This window comes from Novosphingobium sp. AAP93 (assembly GCF_001296055.1).
Taxonomy (GTDB): domain Bacteria; phylum Pseudomonadota; class Alphaproteobacteria; order Sphingomonadales; family Sphingomonadaceae; genus Novosphingobium.
Map to the genome: position 1 here is coordinate 15,350 of NZ_LJHZ01000072.1, position 20,759 is coordinate 36,108.

Here is a 20,759-nt window from a genome sequence, read left to right on the forward strand (position 1 = left end):
CGGCAGGCCTCAGGCGAGAAGCTGGTTCCTCGCCTGGGCCTGCCGCCGGTACTCGAGCGCACCCATGCCCGACCAGCGCTTGAACGCGCGCGAGAAGCTGGACGGCTCGGTAAAGCCGACCGCGACGGCGATCTGCTCGATCGCCAAGTGGCCTTCCGTGAGCAATTCGCGCGCGCGGCTGTAGCGTGCCTCGTCAATCATCGCCGAAAAGCGCGTGCCTTCTTCCGCCAGCCGTCGGTGCAGCGTGCGTTCGGACAGCGCCAGCATGCGGGCGGCTTCGCCCGCTGTGGGGAAATCCGTGTCGCTGCGGCTGAGCCGGGCAGCGAGCCGCCCCTTTATCGTGCCATCGGTCTGCGCGCGGCGCAGAATACTGTCACAGCGCGAGCTGTAGAGCGTCACGAGATCGCTGTCCGCCATCGGCAGTGGCAGGTTTGCCGCGCCCGGCTTGAACAGCCACTGCGTCTGCTCCGCATTGAACTGGACGGGGCACGGCATATGGCGGCGCTGCTGCTCCCAATCGGGCGCAGGCGGCGCGGCGATGGTCACACGCTCCAGGGGCAAGTCTCCGCCCATGAGATCGGCTACCAGTGTCCGGATCGCGCCGAGATCGCGATAGTGGGAGAAATCGCGCAGCTCCTCGGAAAGCTTTCCGTACGTGCCGATAAGCGCAAAGGCGCCGTTGGGCGCAGAGGCATAACGATAATTGATAAGGGAATATGTCAGCGCCTGACAGCGGCAAGCGATCTGCAGCGCCTCGCCCAGCGTGCGCGACGTCATCATGGCAAGGCCGAGCTCGCCGAACTTGATCGCCCGGTAGCGCAAGCCGACATCGAACCAGATGTTGCGCGCGCTGGCCGTGCACGCCGCAAACGACTTTTGCAGCTGCATTTCTTCCTGCGCCAGCAACTGGCCGGAGCCGACGTCGAGGCGCACCGGCCGGACATGGCTGGTGCGGCAGAAATCATCCCAATCAACCCTGGTCTGGCTGGCCAGGGCGCTGCGCATGATCCGAGCGCTCAGATCCGGCAAGGTCGCGTAGAGTGCATTGGAGTCCATGCTCCATCCCCTCCTCTTCCCCTAGTGCTGCCCCTAGTGCTGCCTTGTTTTTTGGCAGCGTACCTGTCGCTGGCCACATCCGTCAATAACTTGGCGCGCAGCGACATGGTGCGTCGACGCCCCTTGGCATAGCTTTACCGATAACAGGCAGAAGCTTTGGGGGGATATCGTTATTTATCATACCTTTGCCGCACGACCATTCCGGACGGAACATGGCGGCCCCAAACAAGCAATGCTGCGGCATTTCGCCGCCAGAGCCCGCGCGCATGCTCGCTGCGGGCTGAATCTGTCTTTCCAGGTCGCAGGAGCCTTTTGATGGAAGAACCGTTTGTCTTGCCGGAAACCGCCGCGGTGCTCGCCGGAATCGCCGAGCAGGGCGGCCCGCACCTCGCCGATCTCTCCGCGACCGACATGCGCGCGGTCTATCTGCAGATGGGCGCGCTGTTCGATGTGCAGCCCGAAGCAGGCGTGCGCTGGAAGGATCTCGATGGCCCATCCTGCAAGCTGCGCGCCTATTTCCCGGGCGAAGCGGCGGCCGGCCCGGTCGTGCTTTACATGCACGGCGGCGGCTGGGTGATCGGCGATCTCGAAACGCATCATCCGGTCTGCAGCACGATTGCCGCGATCACCGGTTGCCGCGTGGTCGCGGTCGACTATCGGATGGGTCCCGAAGACCCCTACCCCGCCAGCCATGACGATTGCGTCGCGGCGGCCGGGTTCGTGCTCGGCAGCCCGGCGGAGCTTGAAGCCCCCGTCACCGGCCTCGCCGCTGCGGGTGACAGCGCGGGCGGCAATCTGGCGTACTACGTCGCTGCCGTGCTCGGGGCCGAGAAGGTCAAGGCGCAGCTGCTTGTCTATCCCTGGCTCGATTGCACCGCGCCGGATCGCGGTTCGTACAAGGCGTTCGGCGAAGGCTTCATCCTCGATGCGAGGCTGCTCGCGCGCTTTGCGGCGGATTACCTGCCCGGCGATGGTGACGCCGCCGGACCCGCTGCATCGCCGCTGCTGCATCCGCTGCCCGCTGCGCTGCCGCCTGCGGTGATTCTCACCGCGGGCCTCGACCCCTTGCGCGATCAGGGCCGCGCGATGGCCGGCCGCATGGCCGATGCCGGGATGGAGGTCCACTTCATGGAAGCGGCCGGCCTCATCCACGGCCTTGCCACGATGCGGGCCGCCTTCCCGACCGCCGACCGCATCCTGCGGCGCGCGATCGGCGTGTTTGCAGATCTGGTGAACGGCTGACGAGCCCCGTCAGGGCGAAGCCACAACAACAAAACGACAGACCAAAGGAGAGGGAAAAATGAGCAAGATCAGGCGCAACCTAATGGCGACCTCGGCCGCCATCGGCCTTGCAGGCATCGCACATCCGGCCTTCGCGGCCCCGGCCCCGGCCCCGGCTCCCGCTGCTGAACAGGCGGCAGCGGAAGAAGCCCCGGTCGGCGAAATCATCGTGACCGCGAACAAGCGCAACGAAAGCATCAGCAAGGTCGGCGCGAGCATCGCCGCGTTCGACACCTCGTTGCTCGAGCGCCGCAACATCGGAAGGGCCGAAGACCTCGTCAAATACATCCCGGGCATGGCGCTTGCACCGTCCACCCACGCCACCCCGGTCTACACCTTGCGCGGCATCGGCTACAACGCGGACGCGCTCGGCGTCTATCCGGCGGTCAGCGTCTCGATGGACCAGGCACCGCTGACGTTCCCGGTGCTTGCCGGCCACTCGCTCTATGACCTCGAGCGCGTCGAAGTGCTGAAGGGCCCGCAAGGTACCCTGTTCGGCCAGAACTCGACCGGCGGCGCGATCAACTACGTCGCGGCCAAGCCGACCAAGGAACTCCAGGCCGGTTTCAATCTCGATTACGGCCGCTTCAACGAAGTCCACGGCTCCGGCTTCATCAGCGCCCCGGTGAGCGAGACGGTCGGCATGCGCTTCGCCTTCGACGCGATGCATCGCGACGCCTGGCAGTACAACTTCCTCGATCCGAAGCAGAAGAACGGCACGACGAACTATGTCGCCGCGCGCCTGATCACCGAATGGCAGGCGAGCGAAAAGCTGAAGTTCCAGCTCAACCTCAACGGCTCGGTCGATCGCTCCGAGCCGCAGGCGCTCCAGATCATCGCGACGGTGCCCTCCGTCCCCTCCGCGCCTTCGTTTGCGGAACTCAATGCGCCGTTCACGCCCCGCAACCTGCGCGCCGCCAGCTGGACCACGGTTGCCCGCGTCCCCGGCCCACTGACTGGTGGCCTGCCGTTCCCGCCCAATCCGGCACCGGGCTATCGGCCGGGCTTCCAGTCCCAGACCGAACCGGCCATCCCGGCCGGCGACCGCACCCTGTTCCAGGCGATCCTGCGCGCCGACCTGCAGGTGACCGACAGCATCGCGATCACCTCGATCACCGGCTACAACCGGCTGAGCCAGAAGATGTCGTTCGACCTCGACGGTTCGCCCTTCGAGATGGTCGACGCCCCGCGCGACGACGGCACGATCGACGACTTCTCGCAGGAACTGCGCATCTCGAACGCCGCATCTCCGGGTCAGCGCTTCCGCTGGACGCTGGGCGGCAACTACAACCACTCCAAGGTCAACGAGATCCAGGACATCACCTACGGCGACAACTCGCTGTCGAACGCGGGCACGGCGTGGATCCACATCAGCACCGTCGACAGCCGGGGCAAGATGGACAACATCGCGGCCTTCGCCAACGGCGAGTATGACCTTACCGACCAGCTCACCTTCAAGGCCGGAATCCGCTACACGCACTCGATCAACAATCAGCGCATGTGCAACAACGATGCCGCACCCGACCAGCGCGTTTCGGTGCTGTTCGGCCTCGGCTTCAACAATCCGGGCGCCTGCTACTCGTTCTTCCCCGATTTCACCAACGGCAAGCCCTACCTGGGCCGCCTCGCGGAGAACAACGTGTCGTGGCGCGCGGGCCTGGACTTCAAGCCGAGCAACGACCTGCTGCTCTATGCCAACGTTTCGCGCGGCTTCAAGGCGGGCAGCTTCCCGGTGATCACCGGCGCGACGGTCGACGTGTTCGCGCCTGCCCGGCAGGAGCGGGTGACCTCGTATGAAGGCGGCTTCAAGGCCAAGTTCATGGGCAACGCGATCTCGTGGACCGGCGCGATCTTCTATCAGGACTACAAGGACAAGCAGATCCAGGGCACCGTCGATACCGCCCTGTTCGGCCTGCTCCAGCGCCTCGACAACGTGCCCAAGTCGCACATCTTCGGGGTGGAGACCGATATCGTGCTCCGTCCGGTTTCCGGGCTGACGCTGAGCGGTTCGGCCAGCTACCTCAAGACCAAGGTTGACGAATACACCGCCACCACGGTCTTCGGGAACATCCTTGGCAACGGCTATGGCAGTGCCGGCACGAAATACAACTTCGCCGGCAACCGCCTGCCCTTCGCGCCGACGTGGAGCCTGACCGGCGACATCGACTACCGGGTCCCGCTGGGCAATGGCGGCACGTTCTTCGTCGGTGCCTCCGCCAACTACCGCGCGGATGTCGATGCCTATATCGGCGGCAGCACGTTGAAGATCCCGCCCGCACCGTACCGGTCGATCAAGACATTCCCGTTCCGGATCGACGGCTACACCATCGTCGATGCCCGCATCGGCTATGATTTCCCGGGCGACCGGATCTCGATCTCGGCGTGGGGCAAGAACGTGTTCAACACGTTCAACGTCCAGAACATCATCTCGTACAACGACATCATCACCCAGGCGACCGGCATGCCGGCCACCTACGGCGTTTCGCTCAGGGTGAAGTGGAAGTAGGCAAGGGCTTCAAGGGGGGAGCAGCGCAGCGCGCGCTGCTCCCTTTTTGCTGCGCAACATACCAAAGCCCAAAGGGTCACCATGTCCTCGCTGATGCAGCCTGATCCGGTCATCGCCCGCGCCCGGGCGCAGTCGCTTTCCGCCATGCTCACGCGCTCGGCGGAGCGGCACGGCGCAAAACCTGCAATCATCTGCGGCGGGGTGACGTGGAGCTATGCCGAGTTCCACCGCGAGGTCGAGCGGCTCGCCTCGGGGCTGCGACAGCTGGGGATGCAGGCGGGTGACCGCATCGCCATCCTCGCGCGCAACAGCCACGCCTTCATCGCGCTGCGCTTCGCCATCGCACGGGCCGATGCGGTGCTCGTGCCGATCAACTTCATGCTCAATGCCGAGGACGTGCGCTACATCCTCGACCATTCGGGCGCGCGCGTGCTGTTCGTCGACGAGACCACGATCGAGACCGGCCTTGCCGCCCGGAGCGACGCGCTCGAACATGTCTACGGCATCCCCGGCGAATGGGCGCCGCCGCCTGCCGGCCTGCCTGCGTGGACCGACCTCCTCTCGGACGATCCCCTCGCCCCGCAAGAGCGCGGCGGCGAGGACCTGCTCCAGATCGTCTATACCAGCGGCACGGAATCCCGCCCCAAGGGCGCGATGCTGTCGCACAATGCGGTGCTGTGGGAATACCAGAGCTGCATCATCGATTGCGAGTGGACGGCGAGCACGGTTGCGCTCCACGCCATGCCGCTGTTCCACTGCGCCCAGCTCGATTGCATGATCGGGCCTGCGCTCCATGTCGGCACGATCAACGTGATTACCGGCTCGCCCGCGGCGGACAATGTGCTGCAGCTGCTGGTGCAGCATAAGGCCACTTCGTTCTTCGCGCCGCCGACGGTGTGGATCTCGCTGCTGCGCTCGCCGCTGATGGAGACGGCCGACCTCTCGGCGCTCGAGAAGGGCTATTACGGCGCCTCGATCATGCCGGTCGAAGTGCTGCGCGAAATGAATGTGCGGATCCCGCAGCTGCGCCTGTGGAACCTCTATGGCCAGACCGAAATCGCCCCCGTCGCGACGATTCTGTTCCCCGAGGAGCACGCCGCGCGGCTGGGGTCAGCGGGCCGCCCGACGCTCCATGTCGAAACCCGCATCGTCGATGATGCCATGCAGCCCGTGGCCCCCGGCGAAGTCGGCGAGATCGTCCACCGCTCGCCCCAGCTCCTGTCGGGCTACTGGAACGACCCCGAGCGCACGGCGGATGCCTTTGCCGGCGGCTGGTTCCACAGCGGCGATCTCGGCGTGGCGGACGCGGCGGGCTACATCACCGTGGTCGACCGCAAGAAAGACATGATCAAGACTGGCGGCGAAAACGTCGCCTCGCGCGAGGTGGAGGAAGTGCTCTACCAGCACCCGGCGATCAGCGAAGTGGCGGTGATCGGCCTGCCCGACCCGAAGTGGATAGAGGCAGTCACCGCCGTGATCGTGCTGCGCGACGGGCATGTGCTGGAGGTGGAGGCAGTCCTCGCGCACTGCGCCGAGCACCTTTCAGCGTTCAAGGTCCCGAAGAGGGTCGTCTTCGCCGAGACCCTGCCGCGCAACGCGAGCGGGAAGATATTGAAGCGCGAACTTCGGCTCTCGCTGCTCTGATCAAACACCCATCGTCATTCCCGCGCAGGCGGGAATGACGATGGGTAAGGGGCGGGCCATCGAGGATCAGGCCGCCAGATACTCCCCGCCCGTCACAAATACGACCTGCCCCTGGATCATCGCCGCCGATGGGCTCGCGAGGTATTCGATCAGGCTGCAGTAGTCGTCATGCGTCACGTTCCGCCCGCTCGGGCTGGCGGCGGCCGCGGCGGCGAGGATTTCGTCGGTCTTCTCGCCATAGACCTGCCGCAGCGCTTCGGTATCGACTGCGCTTGGCGCGACGCAATTGGCCCGCACGCCGAGCGGCGCCAGTTCACGCGCCAGATAGCGGATCAGGCTTTCCGCCAGCGATTTGCCTGCGCCGACGGCGGCATAGTTCGGGATCACCGTACGGCTGCCTCGGCTGGACAGGAAGAACACCGTGCTGCCCCGGCGGAACAGCTTCGCGGCGGGTTGCACCAGATAGACCAGCGCCGTGCCGTTGAGATTGATCGCCTCGGTGAAGGTGACGGGATCGACCGTCAGCAACGGCTCGGGCAGCACTTTCACCGCGCAGTGGACGAGCTGGTCCAGCCGGTCCGTCTTCGCGGCCACTTCCGCCACGACCGCCTGCGCACCCTGCGGCGTGCTGACATCGCCCTGGATCAGATGGCAGCGCGCGCCCAGCGCCTCGATTTCCGCCTTGGCGCTGTCCGCCGACGCCTGATCGGCGCGGAAATTGAGAAACACGTCCGTATCGGGCTTGGCAAACCGCTTGGCGATGGCGAGGCCGATGCCCTTGGTGCCGCCGGTGACGAGAATGGACATGGCGCCCCCCCTCAGCCGTCGTGGCCGATGGAGGAGACGAGCGTCACGCCGAAGCGCTCGATCATGCCGCCGGCATCGGCCCGCAGCGCCAGCCATTCCGGGGTTTGTTCGTCCCGCTCGAGCGCAGCCTTGTCCGGCCAGGTCATGATCGCGAAGCGGTAGGCCCCGGCCTCGGCGCCTTCGAGCCCTTCGGCGACGAGGATGGTCTCGAGGCTGGTCAGGTTCGGCAGCGCGCGCGCCAGCGGGGCGTGGACATTGGCATAGGCGGTTTCGAAGGCCTCGCGGTCCTCCGGCTTGGGCGCCGACCACACGGCAACGAGCTTGAGCATGCATCCTCTCCCGTGGCGCTTGCCTCTTTTGTGCAGCCTTGCTGCACCTGTCGCGCCTTCGTGGGGAGGCTACCAAACAAGTGTTTGCTATGGCAAGGGCCGGATGATAGCCAAAGCGCGAATTTGCCAAGGTTCAGCCGCGTCATGCCCCAAACCGCCCTCGTCTTCGATCCGCGCGATCCGGACATCATCCAGCGCCCGCTGGAAACCTTGCTGCGCCTGCAGGCGGAGGACCCGGTGCACTGGTCACCGCTGCTCAAGGGCTGGGTGCTGACGCGGCATGATGATGTGAAGGCCGTGCAGATGAACAGCGGTGTGACCTCGGACCGCCTCACGCCCTTCTTCGACAGCCAGCAGGGCGAGGAACGCGCGAAGCTGGCGGACCTGATCCGCTATCTGAACACCTGGGTCGTGTTCAAGGATCCGCCCGACCACACCCGCCTGCGCACCCTGCTCAACAAGGTAGTGACCCCTGCCGTGATGCGCGATCTCGAAGCCGGGATCGCCGAACTGGCGGACGGGCTGCTCGACAGGATCGCAGCGCGCGGGGACGGTAGGTTCGAGTGCATCAGCGAGTTCGCCAATCCCCTCCCCGCGAGCGTTATCATGGACCTGCTCGGCATCCCGCGCGAGGACATGGAAGCCTTGCGCGACTGGTCGATGCAACTCCAGCCGTTCCTCGGCAACGCCACCAGCACCGGCGACAAGTACGAGACCGGGCGTGCAGGGATCGTCGCCATGGCGGACTACTTCCGCGCCGCCGCCGAAGACCGCAAGACCCGCCCGCGCGGCGATGTCATCTCGCATTTCGTCATGCTGCAGCAGACCGGCCAGATCAGCGAGGAAGAACTGATCGGCTCGTGCATCCTGTTCCTCTTCGCCGGGCACGAGACGACCACCAACCTTATCGGCAACGGCGTGCGCGCGTTGCTGCAGAACCCCGAGCAGAAGGCGAAACTGATTGCCGATCCTTCGCTCGTCGCCGGTGCGGTGGAAGAAATGCTGCGCTTCGAAGGGCCGACCGGCGCGGTGGTGCGCGTGGTCAAGGAACCGTTCGACATGCGCGGCAAGACACTGCGCAAGGGCGACCGCGTCTATGCCATGGTCAATGCCGCCAACCACGATCCCGAAGTGTTCGAGAACGCGGCGCGGTTCGACATCACGCGGACGCCGAACCGCCACCTCACGTTCAACCACGGCATCCACTTCTGCCTCGGTGCGCCGCTCGCCCGCGCCGAGGGCCGCATCGCGATCAGCCGCCTGTTCGCGCGGTTTCCGAACCTCGCGCTGGCGTCGGACACCGCAGAATACATGGACACGCTCACCATGCGCGGCGTGCGCGAAATGCCGATGGTGACGGGATGATCGAGGCGCCCGCCTTCGGCATGCCAAGCGTGTGGGCCACCCACGCCCGCTTCGCGCCCGACAGGATCGCCGCCATCTGCGGCGAGCGCCGGATGACCTGGGGCGAGTTCGACAAAGGCACCGCGCGCGTCGCCAATGCGCTGATCGGCCTAGGCGTTCGGAACGACGAACCCGTCGCGCTGGTGATGACCAATTCGCTGGACATGCTGGAAGTCATGTTCGGCATCGTCCGCGCGGGCGCCTGCATGGTGCCGATCAGCGGGCTCCTGACGGGCGCGCAGATCGCGACGATGATGGCCGACAGCGGCGCGAAGACGGTGTTTGTTTCTGCGAGCAACCGGGCGCTGGTGGATTCCGCAGCGCTTCCGGCAGATATTCGCCGGGTCGCCATCGGCTTCGCAGGCGAAGGCTGGGAAACGCTCCCCGCTGCCTCGGACAGCGACCCCGCCGTTCGCATCCAGCCCGACGACCGCTTCAACATCATCTACAGCTCCGGCACCACGGGCCTGCCCAAAGGCATCGTCCAGAGCCACGGCGCGCGCATGCATTTCGCGTGGTCCAACGCGCTCGAACTCGGCATGACGCGGGACAGCGTGACGCTTGTCACGACCGCGCTCTATTCCAACGGCACGATGTTCATGGTGCTCCCGCCGCTGCTGCTGGGCGCGACCATCGTGATCATGGAGCAGTTCAGCCCCGCCGGCGCCCTTGCGCTGATCGAGCGACACCGGGTGACGCACGCCTTCATGGTGCCGACGCAGTGCATCGTGACGCTCGACGATCCCGCTCTCGGCGGGCACGATCTCTCCAGCCTGAAGGCACTCCTGTCCGCCGGTTCCTCGCTGCGGCCCGACACGCGCGAAGCGGTGATCGAGCGCATGACGCCCAACGTCTATGAACTCTATGGCTTCAGCGAAGGTTTCGCGACGATGCGCAAGCCGGGCGACAAGCCTTCCCGCCCCACCGCCGTGGGCCGCCCGGTCATCGGCTTCGACATGCGCATCATCGGCCATGACGACCGCGAAGTGCCACGCGGCCAGCCGGGTGAGATAGTCGGGCGCGGGCTCGGCATGATGGCGGGCTATCACAACCGGCCCGATCTCGACGCCGCGATCCTCTGGCGCGACGAAGCCGGCACGCATTACCTGCGCAGCGGCGATATCGGCATGATCGACGAGGAAGGTTTCCTCCACATCGTCGACCGCAAGAAGGACATGATCCTCTCGGGCGGTTTCAATATCTTTCCTGCCGACCTCGAAGCCGTGATCGGCCAGCACCCGGAGGTGCAGGACGTGACCGTCATCGGCATCCCGCACCCCAAGTGGGGCGAGACACCGCTCGCGCTGGTCATTCCGCGCGGGGAACCGGACGCAGCGGCGCTGCTGGAATGGGCCAACGCCCGCCTCGCCAAGACGCAACGTCTCGCGGACCTCGAATTCCGCACCGAATTCCCACGCAATGCGCTGGGCAAAGTGCTCAAGCGCGAGTTGCGCGCGGCCTATTGGGAGACCGCCGGATGACGGACGTCTATATCGTCGGCAGCTATTCCAGCGCCTTCGGCAAGTTCCCCGACCGCAGCTTCAAGGACCTGACGCGCGAAGTCTACCTCGGCGTGCTCGCCGATGCGGGCCTCGCCAATGGCAACGACATCGGCATGGCGTGGTTCGGCAACTGCGGCATGTGGACCGATGGTCAAGGCAGCATCCGCGGGCAGGTCTGCCTCACCCCGCTGGTGCGCGAGGGGCTGTTCCCCGAACGCGTGCCCGTCATCAACGTCGAAGGCGGCTGCGCCACGGCCTCGATCGCGCTCCACGGCGCGTGGAAGGATGTGCTGAGCGGCCAGACCGACCTCAGCATCGCCTTCGGCGTCGAGAAGACCTTCAATCCGGCCCACCCGGAACGCACCAAGGCCCTCTTCGACGGCGGCATCGACCAGTACGACCCGGACGAGTGGATGGCCTACTACGCAGCAGCTGGCGAGGCATCCGGCAAGCCGTTCGAGCCGGGCCCGGGGCGCACCATCTTCATGGATACTTACGCCATGCAGGCCGCGTGGCACATGCGCACCCACGGCACCACCGAACGCCAGATCGCGATGGCCTGCGCCAAGAACCACAAGGCCTCGGTCCACAATCCCAAGGCGCAGTACCGCTTCCCGCTGACGGTGGAGGACGTGCTGGCCGACCGCCCGGTGAGCTGGCCGCTCACCCGCTCTATGTGCGCGCCCATCGGTGACGGGGCCGCCGCCGCGCTGGTCTGTTCGGGCGCGTGGCTCGCGCGCCAGCCCGCCGCCGTCCGCGCCCGCGCGGTGCGGATCGCTGCGAGCACCATGACGGCAGGCAAGTATCGCCGCCTTGACGAGCCTGGCCTGTCGCAACTTGCTGCACAGAAGGCCTACAAGGCTGCCGGAGTCACGCCGCAGGATATCGACCTTGCCGAAGTCCACGACGCGACATCGTTCTGCGAGATATACCAGTCCGAAATGCTGGGTTTCTGCGGCATCGGTGAAGGCGGGCGGCTGGTCGAAAGCGGCGCGACGACGCTCGGCGGTTCGATCCCGATCAACCTTTCGGGCGGCCTTGTCAGCAAAGGGCACCCGGTCGGCGCGACCGGCCTTTCGATGATCGACGAATTGATGCTTCAGCTGCGCGGCGAGGCCGGGCCCCGGCAGGTGAGCGGCGCGCGCATTGCCTTGGCCGAGAACGGCGGCGGCGTGATGGGCTTTGACGAAGCGGCCTGTTCGGTCATGATCCTGCAGAAGGATTGACCCGCATGGCCACCACTGCCCCCAAACTCGAAGCACGCGGCGGCGAGAGCCGGCGCGAGGCGCTGCTCGATGCCGCCGCCGAAATGTTTGCCGCCAAGGGTTACGATGGCACCTCGATCCGCGACATCGCGGGCGCGGTCGGCATGCTGCCGGGATCGCTCTACTATCACTTCAAGTCCAAGGAAGACCTGCTCATCGCGGTCTACCGCAAGGGGGTTGCCCGCTTCGAGGCCGCTATCGACCAAGCGCTTGCCAGCACCGGCGCCGATCCATGGCAGGCCATCGAGGCCGCCTGCGCCGCGCACCTTTCCATTCTGCTCGACGGCGGCGACTACGCCCGGATCGTCAATCCCGAATTCGTCCGCTCGTTCCCTGCCGACATGCTGCCCACGCTCAACGCCGAGCGCGACCGCTACGAGCGCCATTTCGAGAGGCTGATCGCGGCGCTGCCGTTGGCACCCGAAACCGACCGCTGGCTGTTCAAGGTCGCGCTGTTCGGCAGCCTCAACTGGTCGCAGACGTGGTACCGCAAGGGTCGCTACACGCCGCAGGACATTGCCGCTGCCTTCATCGGCATGCTGAGGAAGCAGGACGCGTGAGACGGCCTCCGGCGCGCTTGGCGAAAGGCAGGAAAAGCCAGAAAATTGGCCAGATAAATCATCGCCCTGATGCGCGGCCTATGGTGCAATGTGGCATGGCGGCTTGACCAGTCGATAAACAGGGACCCGGGCAATGCCGGGCCGCTAGGAGAGGGATAGAGGTATGCGCATTTCGTTTGTGCGAAAGTTTGGGCTGGCTTCCAGTCTGACGCTGGCGGCGGGAGCTATTGCAGTGCCGGGCGCGATGGCGACGGTGACCGAAGCGATGCTGCGCGGCGTGCCTGGGGCCGAATGGCTGACTTATGGCGGCGACTACGCCGAGCAGCGCTTTTCCCCGCTCAAGCTGATCAACGAATACAACGTCGATCAGCTCGGCCTTGCCTGGTACGCGGACATGGACTCGGCGCGCGGGCAGGAAGCGACGCCGCTGGTGCATGACGGCGTGCTCTATGTGACCACCGCCTGGTCGATGGTGAAGGCCTATGACGCCAAGACCGGCAAGCCGCTCTGGGCCTTCGATCCCAAGGTCCCGCGCTCCACGCTCTACCGCGCCTGCTGCGATGCGGTGAACCGCGGCGTCGCGCTTTATGGCGACAAGCTGTTCGTTGCCGCGCTCGATGGCCGCCTGCTGGCGCTCGACCAGAAGACCGGCAAGGTGCTCTGGGAAAAGGTCACCGTCCCCAACCAGACCGACTACACGATCACCGGGGCGCCGCGCATCGTGAAGGGCCGCGTGCTGATCGGCGCCGCCGGTTCCGAATACATGGCCCGCGGCTATATCGCCGCCTACGATACCGAGACGGGCAAGGAAGTCTGGCGCTTCAACACCGTGCCCGGCAACCCGGCCAAGGGCTTCGGCGCCGAGGGCGTGAACAAGGCGGCGCACGAGGCAGCAGCGAAGACCTGGGGCAACAAGTGGTGGGAACTCGGCGGCGGCGGCACCGTCTGGGATTCGATCACCTATGACCCCGAAACCAACCTCGTCCTGTTCGGCACCGGCAATGCCGAGCCGTGGAATCCGGCGGCGAACGGCCGCGCGGGCGACAGCCTCTACACCTCCTCGATCGTCGCGGTAAACGCCGATACCGGACAGTACGCATGGCACTATCAAGAGACCCCGGAAGACCGCTGGGACTTCGACTCCGACCAGCAGATCACCGTGGCAGACATCATGATTGGCGGCGAGAAGCGCCACGTCGCGCTCCACGCACCGAAGAACGGGCATGTCTATGTGCTCGATGTGAAGACCGGCAAGTTCATTTCCGGCACGCCGTGGGTGCCGGTGAACTGGGCGACCGGGCTTGATCCCGAAACCGGCCGCCCGACCATCAATCCCGACGCGAAGTACGAGAAGACCGGCAAGGCCTTCGTCAGCCTGCCCGGCGCGGTGGGCGCGCATTCGTGGCAGCCGCAGAGCTACAGCCCGAAGACCGGCTACCTTTACATCCCGACCAACCTTGCCGGCTGGCCATACCTTGCCGCCAAGGACTGGAAGCCCACTTCGATCGGCTGGAAGATCGGCATGGATGGCTATGCCGTCTCGATGCCCGCCAACCTCGAGATCCAGGAAAGCGCCAAGGCGGCGACCAAGGGCCAGCTCGTCGCGTGGGACGTGGCCAACCGGAAGGCCGCGTGGAAGATCGAGCTCACCGGCCCATCGAACGGCGGCGTGCTGTCGACCGCAGGCAACCTCGTGTTCCAGGGTACCTCGGGCGGCGAATTCGTCGCCTATACCGCCGACAAGGGCGAGAAACTGTGGTCCTTCCAAGCCCAGACCGGAATCATCGCCGCGCCGATGACTTACACGATCGACGGTGAGCAATATGTCGCGATCCTCGCCGGCTGGGGCGGGGTGTGGGATGTCGCCACCGGTGTGCTTGCCAGGAAGGGCGGCGCGGCGCGCAACATCAGCCGCCTGCTGGTGTTCAAGCTCGGCGCCAAGGGCCAGCTCCCGGAACCGCCGCCGATGAACCAGATGGTGCTCGATCCGCCGCCGTTCACCGGCACCACGGCGCAGGCGACCCACGGCGGCGAGCTTTATGGCCGCTACTGCGCGATGTGCCACGGTGATGCCGCGATTTCCGGTGCGCTCAACCCTGATCTGCGCCACTCCGGCGTGATCGCCTCCACCGACGCGCTGAAGGCCATCGTGATCGGCGGCCAGCTCCACCAGAACGGCATGGTCTCGTTCAAGGCGGTGCTGAAGCCCGCCGATGCCGAAGCCATCCGCATGTATATCATCAAGCGCGCCAACGAGGACAAGCAGCTCGCCGCAAAGTAGGCTGCCACTGGACACGAAAAGGGGCTGCTGGCACGCGCCGGCAGCCCCTTTCCTTCTTGCAGCGGTCACCGGTTACAGGCTCACTGCGATCCGTTCGGCGTAGAACGCGATCATCCCGGCAATCCCGGCAACCTCGGGATAGACCTGCGGATAGCTCCACGCGACAGGAACATCGGGCGCTTCGGACAGCGCCCAATAGCGCGCGTCGCCTTTGTAGGGGCAATGCGTGGTGCGCCCCGGCATGGGGACAAGCGCGGTGAGATCGACCGACGCGCTCGGAAAATAGACCACCGGCTCGTGGTTCTGCTCGTCGAGCCGGAGGGCATGGCGGGTTGCCGCGATGAGCCGCGAGGGCGTCCGCGCCTGCACCACGACGGGCAGGGGAACAAGGTCGATGCGGTACTCGGGCCGCGTCAGAAAGCCGGAAGAGCGCATGGTCAGATTCCCTTCGTTTCGCCCCCGTCGACGCGCAGCGCAATGCCGGTGATCCAGCGCGCGGGCGGCGAGACGAGGAAAGCAATGGCTTCTGCAATGTCTTCAGGCAGGCCGAGGCGGGCGATCCCGGCCTTGGCGACAAACCCGGCCGCAGCATCTGCGGGACCCAGCCCCTCGACTTCGGCCAGCCGGGAAAACATCGCCCGCCGCCGGTCGGTGAGGATCGCGCCGGGCAGCAGGCTGTTGACCTGCACGCCCTCTTTCAGGCCTCGCTCGGCAAATGTCTTGGCGAGCGCGGCAATCGCGGCGTTGATCACGCCGACAGCGGCAAATTCAGGCTTGGGCGCCAGCGCGGACGTGCCGGAGGTGATCACCGCCGAACCGCCGCTGGCCTTGAGGGCGCCCCACGCCGCCAGCGTCAGACGGCGCGCGGCATGGAACTTGAGCGCCAGGCCATCGTCCCATTCAGCGTCGCCCAGCGAGAAAAGGTCTTTCTGCGGCACGGCGCCGGCCACGTTGACCAGCGCATCGATCCGCCCGGTCTCGCCCAGCACCATGCGCACCGCAGACGCCGCAGCATCGGGCTCGCGCAAGTCACGGGCGATGCAGATCGCAAGAGCACCCTCTGCGCGGATCGCTTCGGCGGTCTCGCCCAGCCGTGCCCGGTCGCGCGCCACGATGGCGACAGTGCCGAAATCGCGCGCCAGACGAATGGCAACGCCGCGGCCGATCCCGCGGCTGGCGCCGGTAACGAGGGCAACGCGCGCCGTGGGGCGCGAAGCGGGCATGGTTGTCATGAGAGGTCTCGGGAAAAAGGGAGATTGGCCGGCAACCACATCGGGCTGCCGGCCACCCGCGCTGCCTTACTTGGCCGGGGCGTAATCGAACTTGCCCGGCTGAACGATGAAGAACACGCAGTCTTCCTTCGAGAGGCACTGGGTCACGTGGGCTTCCTCACCCTTCTGGAACCAGTAGGAACCGGCGGCGAGCGGGATGATCTTGCCGCCCGGCAGCTGGTTGGCGCCGACGCCCTTGATCACCACCGCGAAGTAGTCCTCGGTGTGGGTGTGGACCGGGCTGACGAAGCCAGCCGGCATGTGGATGAACGTGCCGTGGCGGCCGTGCTGGAGATCGCCATAGGCCGGCCCGGCCTGCAACTCGCCCTTGTCGGTCTTCACGCCAGATCCGAAGAACGAGATCTGGTCTACGGGGGTGCTAACCGAGGGGCCTTCGTGCACGGGGCGCGGGGCATCCTGGGCGGCAGCGAGGCTGGCGCTGCCGACGGCGAACGCGATGGCGAGGAACAGGGTCTTCTTGATCATGATGGAACTCCTTGAAATGACGGGATTGGTTGAGGGAAATCGGGGTACTCAGGCTGCGAAGGTGTCGATGATCTCGGCGGCGACGGTCTCGGCATTCTCGTCGAGCACGAAGTGGCCGCTATCGAGCCAGACGAGCTTCGCGTCCGGCAGGTCGGCGAGGAACGCCTCGGCGCCGGCGGGGGTGAAGAACGGATCACCCCGGCCCCACGTGATCAGCGTCTTCGGCGTGTGCGCGCGGAAGGCGGCGTGCCAGCTGTCGTAGGCGGCGACGTTCGTCTTGTAGTCGTCGAGCAGGTCCAGCATGCAGGCATCGGTGCCCGGGCGATCGAGCAGCGCCTGGTCATGGGTCCAGTTGTCCGGGCTGATCGCGGTTTCGTCGCGCGCGCCGACCAGATACTGGAACTGCGTCGTCCCGGCGGCAAGGAAGCCGCGCGCCGCCGCTTCGGTTTCGGCGTTGCGGTTTTCCCACAGCGGCAGGAACACTTGCGCGGCCGGTTCGCCCACGCCCGCCATGTAGGCATTGGTGTTCTGGATCACGAAGCCGCGCACCGCCTCGGGGCGCTGGGCGAACAGGCGGAAGCCGACCGGGCCGCCGAAGTCCTGCATGTAGAGGATGTACGAGGTGAGGCCGAGCGCATCGATCAGCCCTGCGACATGCGCCGTCAGGTTGTCGAAGGTGTAGTCGAACTCGGTCGCGGACGGGGCGTCCGACTGGCCGAAGCCGACATAATCGGGGGCGATCACGTGGAACCGGTCCGCCAGCAGCGGGATCAGGTTCCGGAACATGAAGCTCGAGGTGGGGAAGCCGTGGAGCAACACGATCGTCGGCAGCGCGGCGTCTCCGGCCTCGCGGTAGAAGATCTTGCGGCCGCCAACGGTCGCGGTCTTGTAGGTGGTCTGGGTCATGCGTCCGTTCCTTTTCAGGTGTGTGGCGGGGCCATCGCCGCCGCTGAAGAGGACCTAGACCCTTCCGTTATCGCCGAGTATTCGATAAGATCGGGAACTTGGCTCCCGCTGGACGGAAGGCTCAATGGACCGTTTCGATGCCCTGCGCACGCTTGTCGCCGCCGTCGATGGCGGCAGCCTGTCCGCCGCCTCGCGCACGCTGCGCATGCCGCTGTCCACCGTCAGCCGGAAGATTTCCGAGCTGGAAGAACATCTTACCACCCAGCTTCTGGTACGCACCCCGCGCAAGCTGCTGCTCACCGATGCGGGCGAAGCCTTCGTCCACACCGCCCGGCGCTTGCTGATCGAGCTCGACGAAGCCGAACGGGCCGCTGCGGGCGAATACCGCGAGCCGCTCGGCGAATTGCTCGTCACCGCGCCGATCACCTTCGGCAAGCTGCATATTCTCCCGGTCGTGCTCGAATTCCTGCGCGCCTATCCCAAGGTCGACGTGCGGCTGGTGCTGGCGGACACGGTCGTCGATCTGATCGACAACCATGTCGATCTCGCTGCGCGGCTGGGCCGTCTGCCCGACAGCGGGCTGGTGGGCATGCGCGTGGGCGAAGTCCGCTGGATCACGGTCGCCAGCCCGCGCTACCTCGCCGAACGCGGCGAGCCCGAAACGCCCGCCGCGCTGGAGGCGCACGATTGCCTCGCGTTCGAGGGCCTGCAGGCCTCGCGCACCTGGAACTTTGCCGGCGAGGCGGAAGGAACGCCGCTGCAGATCCGTCCGCGGCTTGGCGTCAACACCGCCGACGCGCTGGTCGAGGCGGCGAGCGAGGGGCTCGGCATCGCGCGGATGACCTCTTACCAGGCCGCGCCCGCCCTGCGCGACGGGCGGCTGGCGGAAATCCTCAAGCCCTATGTCGGCCGGCCGATCCCGGTGCACCTCGTCCACACCGGCCCCGCGCTCCTCCCGCTCAAGCTGCGCGCCTTCCTCGACTTCGCAGCGCCGCGCCTGCGCGCCTCGCTGGCCGCCCTGCCGCGCTGACATCGGCACCGCGCCTCTCATCGATCGATCTCGCCTCGGCGGCTCTGCAAGACCGACCTGCAGCCCGATGGACCGCATGCCGCCGCGACTTACGGCGGACCGGCGAAATCATGCGCTGTGCCGCAACCGAGGCGCGGGCTTTCAGCCTGCTCAAACAATCGATGCGGTTGAGGGTTTCGTTCTCGGAAGTGGTGCCGGGGTGGCCGTCGTAGCCATCGATCGCCCGCAGCAGTTCCCCGGCTTTCTTAGGCTCCAGAATGGCCGCGTGGTGCTTCGACTTATGGCTGGTCAATGCGCCGCGCAGATCGCGGGTCGGGTCGGACGCGGCGAGCTGGTTGGCGATAGCAAAGCGGAAGACCTGACTGGCGAACTGCAAGGCGCGGTGCGCCGCTTCGGTGCGTCCGGTTGTTTCATGCTTGCGGACGGCTTCCAGCATTTCGAACGGCTGGATTTCGGCAATGGGGCGCTGGCCGATTGCACGATCGAGCAGCTTCAGCAGCCATTCCTGTTTCGTCGTCGTGGCTTCGGCGTGGCCTTCCCGCTTGCACTTGGCGATGTAGCTTTGTGCGACAACCAAGAACGAGTTGGCGGCGCTGACCTTGGCGGCATGGCGATCCTGCTTCTTCTTCTCAGCGGGATCGATGCCGGCGGCGAGCAGCTTGCGGGCGTCGTCGCGAAGATCGCGTGCAGCTTTCAGCGAAACTTCAGGATAGGCTCCGAACGCCAGCTTCTTTTCCGTGCCGTTCGGGGTCGGGGACGGAGTCACTCAATATAGTTAAATTTATGAAAAATAGAGATTAATTTCGGATTTGATGGCATCGTTCTCCATCAAAAATACCAGCAAGCTAGAATTTATACCCGGTTCGATTCCAATTTGCGTCCAGATGGTGCTTTTTAGCGACGAATGGAGCCATTTTAGACAGCCAACATGAACGACGAGATGGTCTCTGCTGAATCTGACTTCGGTCTTTTCGAAGCCGGTCTCCTTGGGCAATTTCACCAACACCGCGTTCGTCTCTTAGTCCAACGTAGTTCCAATCTCAAATTCCCATCTCGAACGGCACGACCTTTGTGATCGTGCGCTCAAGCTCTGGGAGCTTTTCAGGCTCCTGCAGCTTGCCGACCTCTTGGGGCTTATCCGCCGCCTGCCCCCTGGCTGCCGCAGCACCGAGTCGTTCCGTCACCTCCAGCGCCGAAGTCTTGTCACCAGGGTTGCGACCGATGCCCATCTCGACCTTGTCGCGATTGTCGACGATAAGGGTAAGCTCGTCGCGCAGACGGGTGATCGTCACGAGAAAGTTGCGGGCCGAGAGCAGCTTGCGGGTGCGTCTGTCCATGACGGCAATGCCTTTGTCGGAGGTCAGCCCCTGCGCCATGTGGGCATTGAGCGCGTAGGCCAGATCGAGCCGCGCCAGCATCGGATCGGCAGCGTCGAGCTTCAGATCCATCCCAGATGATGTGCGGACGGTAAGGCCGTCATTGCCAATCGCGGCAATTGCCGCCCGATCGGCATTGATCAGCCCGCGCTGATGGTCGTTGGCGGTCCAGCGGATCGTGTCGCCGGTGTAGACGGTCAGCGCCTTGCGCTCGAGAAGCTGGAGCACCTGATTGTCTCCCTGCGCCCCGATCCGCGAAGGCTGGAACGTTTGCCGTTGGCCATCAGCTCCCCTAAGCTCGATGATGCCCTTGCCGGCATCCACCTTCAGAACATCATACCGCCCCTTCGCAAGCTTCTGCCGTGACTGCTTCGCGGTTACCTCCAGCACCATTCCCGGGGCGTAGGTCCGCACCTGCCGTAGCTCCTCGCGCGTCGCGTTGACGCGGGAAAGAACAGTGAGGGTCATTCTGTCCGGCCCGATCTCCCCATTGGCGGCGAGCCCGGTCTGCACAGCCGCGTTGACCTCGTCGCGTAGCTGTCTGCCCGAGACATAGATCCCTGTTCGCTCCCGCTCAGCAGGGGGGAGCGACAACCAGCGCTCCGCAGCAACGACTGCACTGTTCTCGCTGACCTCGACGATATGATCCTTGAGGTGCTCCATCGCCTCGCCGGTGCGCCCTTGCTGCGCAGCGGCCTGGGCAAGCTTGAGCGTCTCGGATCGCGCCCGCAAGTTGGTCTCCATCCGCGCGGTCTCGGTGCCAGCGGCCAGCGCCAGCGCGAAGGGCTTGCCCGCCTCGACCGCACCGAGTTGCTTGGGATCAGTCTTCGTCAATGTCAGGGGCGCTGTCGCCGGTGGTGGTGCTGCCCTTGGTGAGGAATTCGACCTTGTCGGCGATGATCTCGCAGCCGTAGCGCTTGGTGCCGTCCTGGTCTTCCCACCGGGTGTAATGGATGCGGCCTTCGACCGTGACCATCTGGCCCTTGCTGCAGAACTTCGCGACGTTCTGGCCCAGGCCATTGAAGCAGGTGATCCGGTGGAACTCGCTGTCCTTG

At 65.6% G+C, this 20,759-nt stretch carries 19 protein-coding genes; 9 read left to right on the forward strand and 10 right to left on the reverse strand.

Translation table 11 applies throughout. The features are described 5' to 3' along the window. Positions 1-9: 9 nt before the first annotated feature. On the reverse strand, positions 10-1,056 hold the full coding sequence (locus IP83_RS11615) for an AraC family transcriptional regulator (RefSeq protein WP_054122387.1): 1,047 nt from the start codon (positions 1,054-1,056) through the stop codon (positions 10-12). A gap of 315 nt (positions 1,057-1,371) precedes the next feature. Between IP83_RS11615 and IP83_RS11620 the strand changes: the two genes are divergently transcribed. From IP83_RS11620 to IP83_RS11630, 3 genes are all read left to right on the forward strand, one after another. Next, the gene (locus IP83_RS11620) at positions 1,372-2,298 is read left to right on the forward strand and encodes an alpha/beta hydrolase (protein ID WP_054122388.1); all 927 of its coding nucleotides are present in this window, start codon (positions 1,372-1,374) and stop codon (positions 2,296-2,298) included. Between the two features lie 58 nt (positions 2,299-2,356). Continuing rightward, positions 2,357-4,843 (forward strand): TonB-dependent receptor, encoded by a 2,487-nt coding sequence (locus IP83_RS11625; protein WP_082364657.1) that lies wholly within the window; start codon positions 2,357-2,359, stop codon positions 4,841-4,843. Between the two features lie 81 nt (positions 4,844-4,924). Next, entirely contained in the window at positions 4,925-6,487 is a 1,563-nt protein-coding gene (locus tag IP83_RS11630) for a fatty acyl-CoA synthetase (protein WP_231625019.1), read from the forward strand. A 66-nt stretch (positions 6,488-6,553) separates the two neighbouring features. On the opposite strand, the gene IP83_RS11635 is transcribed toward IP83_RS11630, so the two are convergent. Further along, positions 6,554-7,294 carry an SDR family oxidoreductase gene (locus tag IP83_RS11635; RefSeq protein WP_054122390.1) on the reverse strand — a complete coding sequence of 247 codons (741 nt, stop codon included), beginning with the start codon at positions 7,292-7,294 and terminating at the stop codon, positions 6,554-6,556. Positions 7,295-7,305: 11 nt separating this feature from the next. Beyond that, positions 7,306-7,623 carry an EthD family reductase gene (locus IP83_RS11640; RefSeq protein WP_054122391.1) on the reverse strand — a complete coding sequence of 106 codons (318 nt, stop codon included), beginning with the start codon at positions 7,621-7,623 and terminating at the stop codon, positions 7,306-7,308. Positions 7,624-7,767: 144 nt separating this feature from the next. On the opposite strand from IP83_RS11640, the gene IP83_RS11645 reads away from it, so the two are divergent. The 5 genes from IP83_RS11645 (at position 7,768) to IP83_RS11665 (ending at position 14,635) form a co-directional block, all read left to right on the forward strand. After that, positions 7,768-8,988, forward strand: coding sequence for a cytochrome P450 (locus IP83_RS11645; protein WP_054122392.1), 1,221 nt, complete (start codon positions 7,768-7,770; stop codon positions 8,986-8,988). Then, positions 8,985-10,508, forward strand: a complete 1,524-nt coding sequence (locus tag IP83_RS11650) for a class I adenylate-forming enzyme family protein (protein ID WP_054122393.1) — start codon at positions 8,985-8,987, stop codon at positions 10,506-10,508. Before IP83_RS11645 ends, IP83_RS11650 begins: the two co-directional genes overlap by 4 nt. Then, a complete protein-coding gene (locus IP83_RS11655) occupies positions 10,505-11,755 on the forward strand; it encodes a thiolase family protein (protein ID WP_054122394.1) in 1,251 nt (416 codons plus the stop codon). The genes IP83_RS11650 and IP83_RS11655 overlap by 4 nt, the downstream gene beginning before the upstream one ends. Before the next feature lie 5 nt (positions 11,756-11,760). Continuing rightward, on the forward strand, positions 11,761-12,354 hold the full coding sequence (locus tag IP83_RS11660; RefSeq protein WP_054122395.1) for a TetR/AcrR family transcriptional regulator: 594 nt from the start codon (positions 11,761-11,763) through the stop codon (positions 12,352-12,354). Between the two features lie 163 nt (positions 12,355-12,517). Continuing rightward, entirely contained in the window at positions 12,518-14,635 is a 2,118-nt protein-coding gene (locus IP83_RS11665; RefSeq protein ID WP_054122396.1) for a PQQ-dependent dehydrogenase, methanol/ethanol family, read from the forward strand. 72 nt (positions 14,636-14,707) lie between these two features. On the opposite strand, the gene IP83_RS11670 is transcribed toward IP83_RS11665, so the two are convergent. The 4 genes from IP83_RS11670 to IP83_RS11685 all read right to left on the reverse strand — a co-directional run bounded on the left by IP83_RS11670 (position 14,708) and on the right by IP83_RS11685 (position 17,298). Next, positions 14,708-15,070 (reverse strand): DUF427 domain-containing protein, encoded by a 363-nt coding sequence (locus IP83_RS11670; protein WP_054122397.1) that lies wholly within the window; start codon positions 15,068-15,070, stop codon positions 14,708-14,710. A gap of 2 nt (positions 15,071-15,072) precedes the next feature. Continuing rightward, positions 15,073-15,867, reverse strand: a complete 795-nt coding sequence (locus tag IP83_RS11675) for an SDR family oxidoreductase (protein ID WP_231625020.1) — start codon at positions 15,865-15,867, stop codon at positions 15,073-15,075. Positions 15,868-15,933: 66 nt separating this feature from the next. Continuing rightward, positions 15,934-16,392, reverse strand: a complete 459-nt coding sequence (locus IP83_RS11680; protein WP_054122398.1) for a DUF4437 domain-containing protein — start codon at positions 16,390-16,392, stop codon at positions 15,934-15,936. Between the two features lie 48 nt (positions 16,393-16,440). Continuing rightward, positions 16,441-17,298: an alpha/beta fold hydrolase gene (locus IP83_RS11685; protein ID WP_054122399.1), complete on the reverse strand. Its 858-nt coding sequence runs from the start codon at positions 17,296-17,298 to the stop codon at positions 16,441-16,443. A 124-nt stretch (positions 17,299-17,422) separates the two neighbouring features. Here IP83_RS11685 and IP83_RS11690 point away from each other — a divergent pair, with 124 nt between their 5' ends. Then, positions 17,423-18,328, forward strand: coding sequence for a LysR family transcriptional regulator (locus IP83_RS11690; protein ID WP_054122400.1), 906 nt, complete (start codon positions 17,423-17,425; stop codon positions 18,326-18,328). Here the strand turns inward: IP83_RS11690 and IP83_RS11695 are convergent. The 3 genes from IP83_RS11695 to IP83_RS20675 all read right to left on the reverse strand — a co-directional run. Then, positions 18,258-19,094 carry an integrase arm-type DNA-binding domain-containing protein gene (locus tag IP83_RS11695; RefSeq protein ID WP_054122401.1) on the reverse strand — a complete coding sequence of 279 codons (837 nt, stop codon included), beginning with the start codon at positions 19,092-19,094 and terminating at the stop codon, positions 18,258-18,260. The two genes, IP83_RS11690 and IP83_RS11695, sit on opposite strands and share 71 nt — an antisense overlap. Positions 19,095-19,368: 274 nt before the next feature. After that, entirely contained in the window at positions 19,369-20,538 is a 1,170-nt protein-coding gene (locus IP83_RS11700) for an AAA family ATPase (RefSeq protein WP_054122402.1), read from the reverse strand. Next, positions 20,525-20,759: single-stranded DNA-binding protein (locus IP83_RS20675; RefSeq protein WP_197274349.1), on the reverse strand; the 235-nt coding region annotated here is incomplete at its 5' end. The genes IP83_RS20675 and IP83_RS11700, both read right to left, overlap by 14 nt.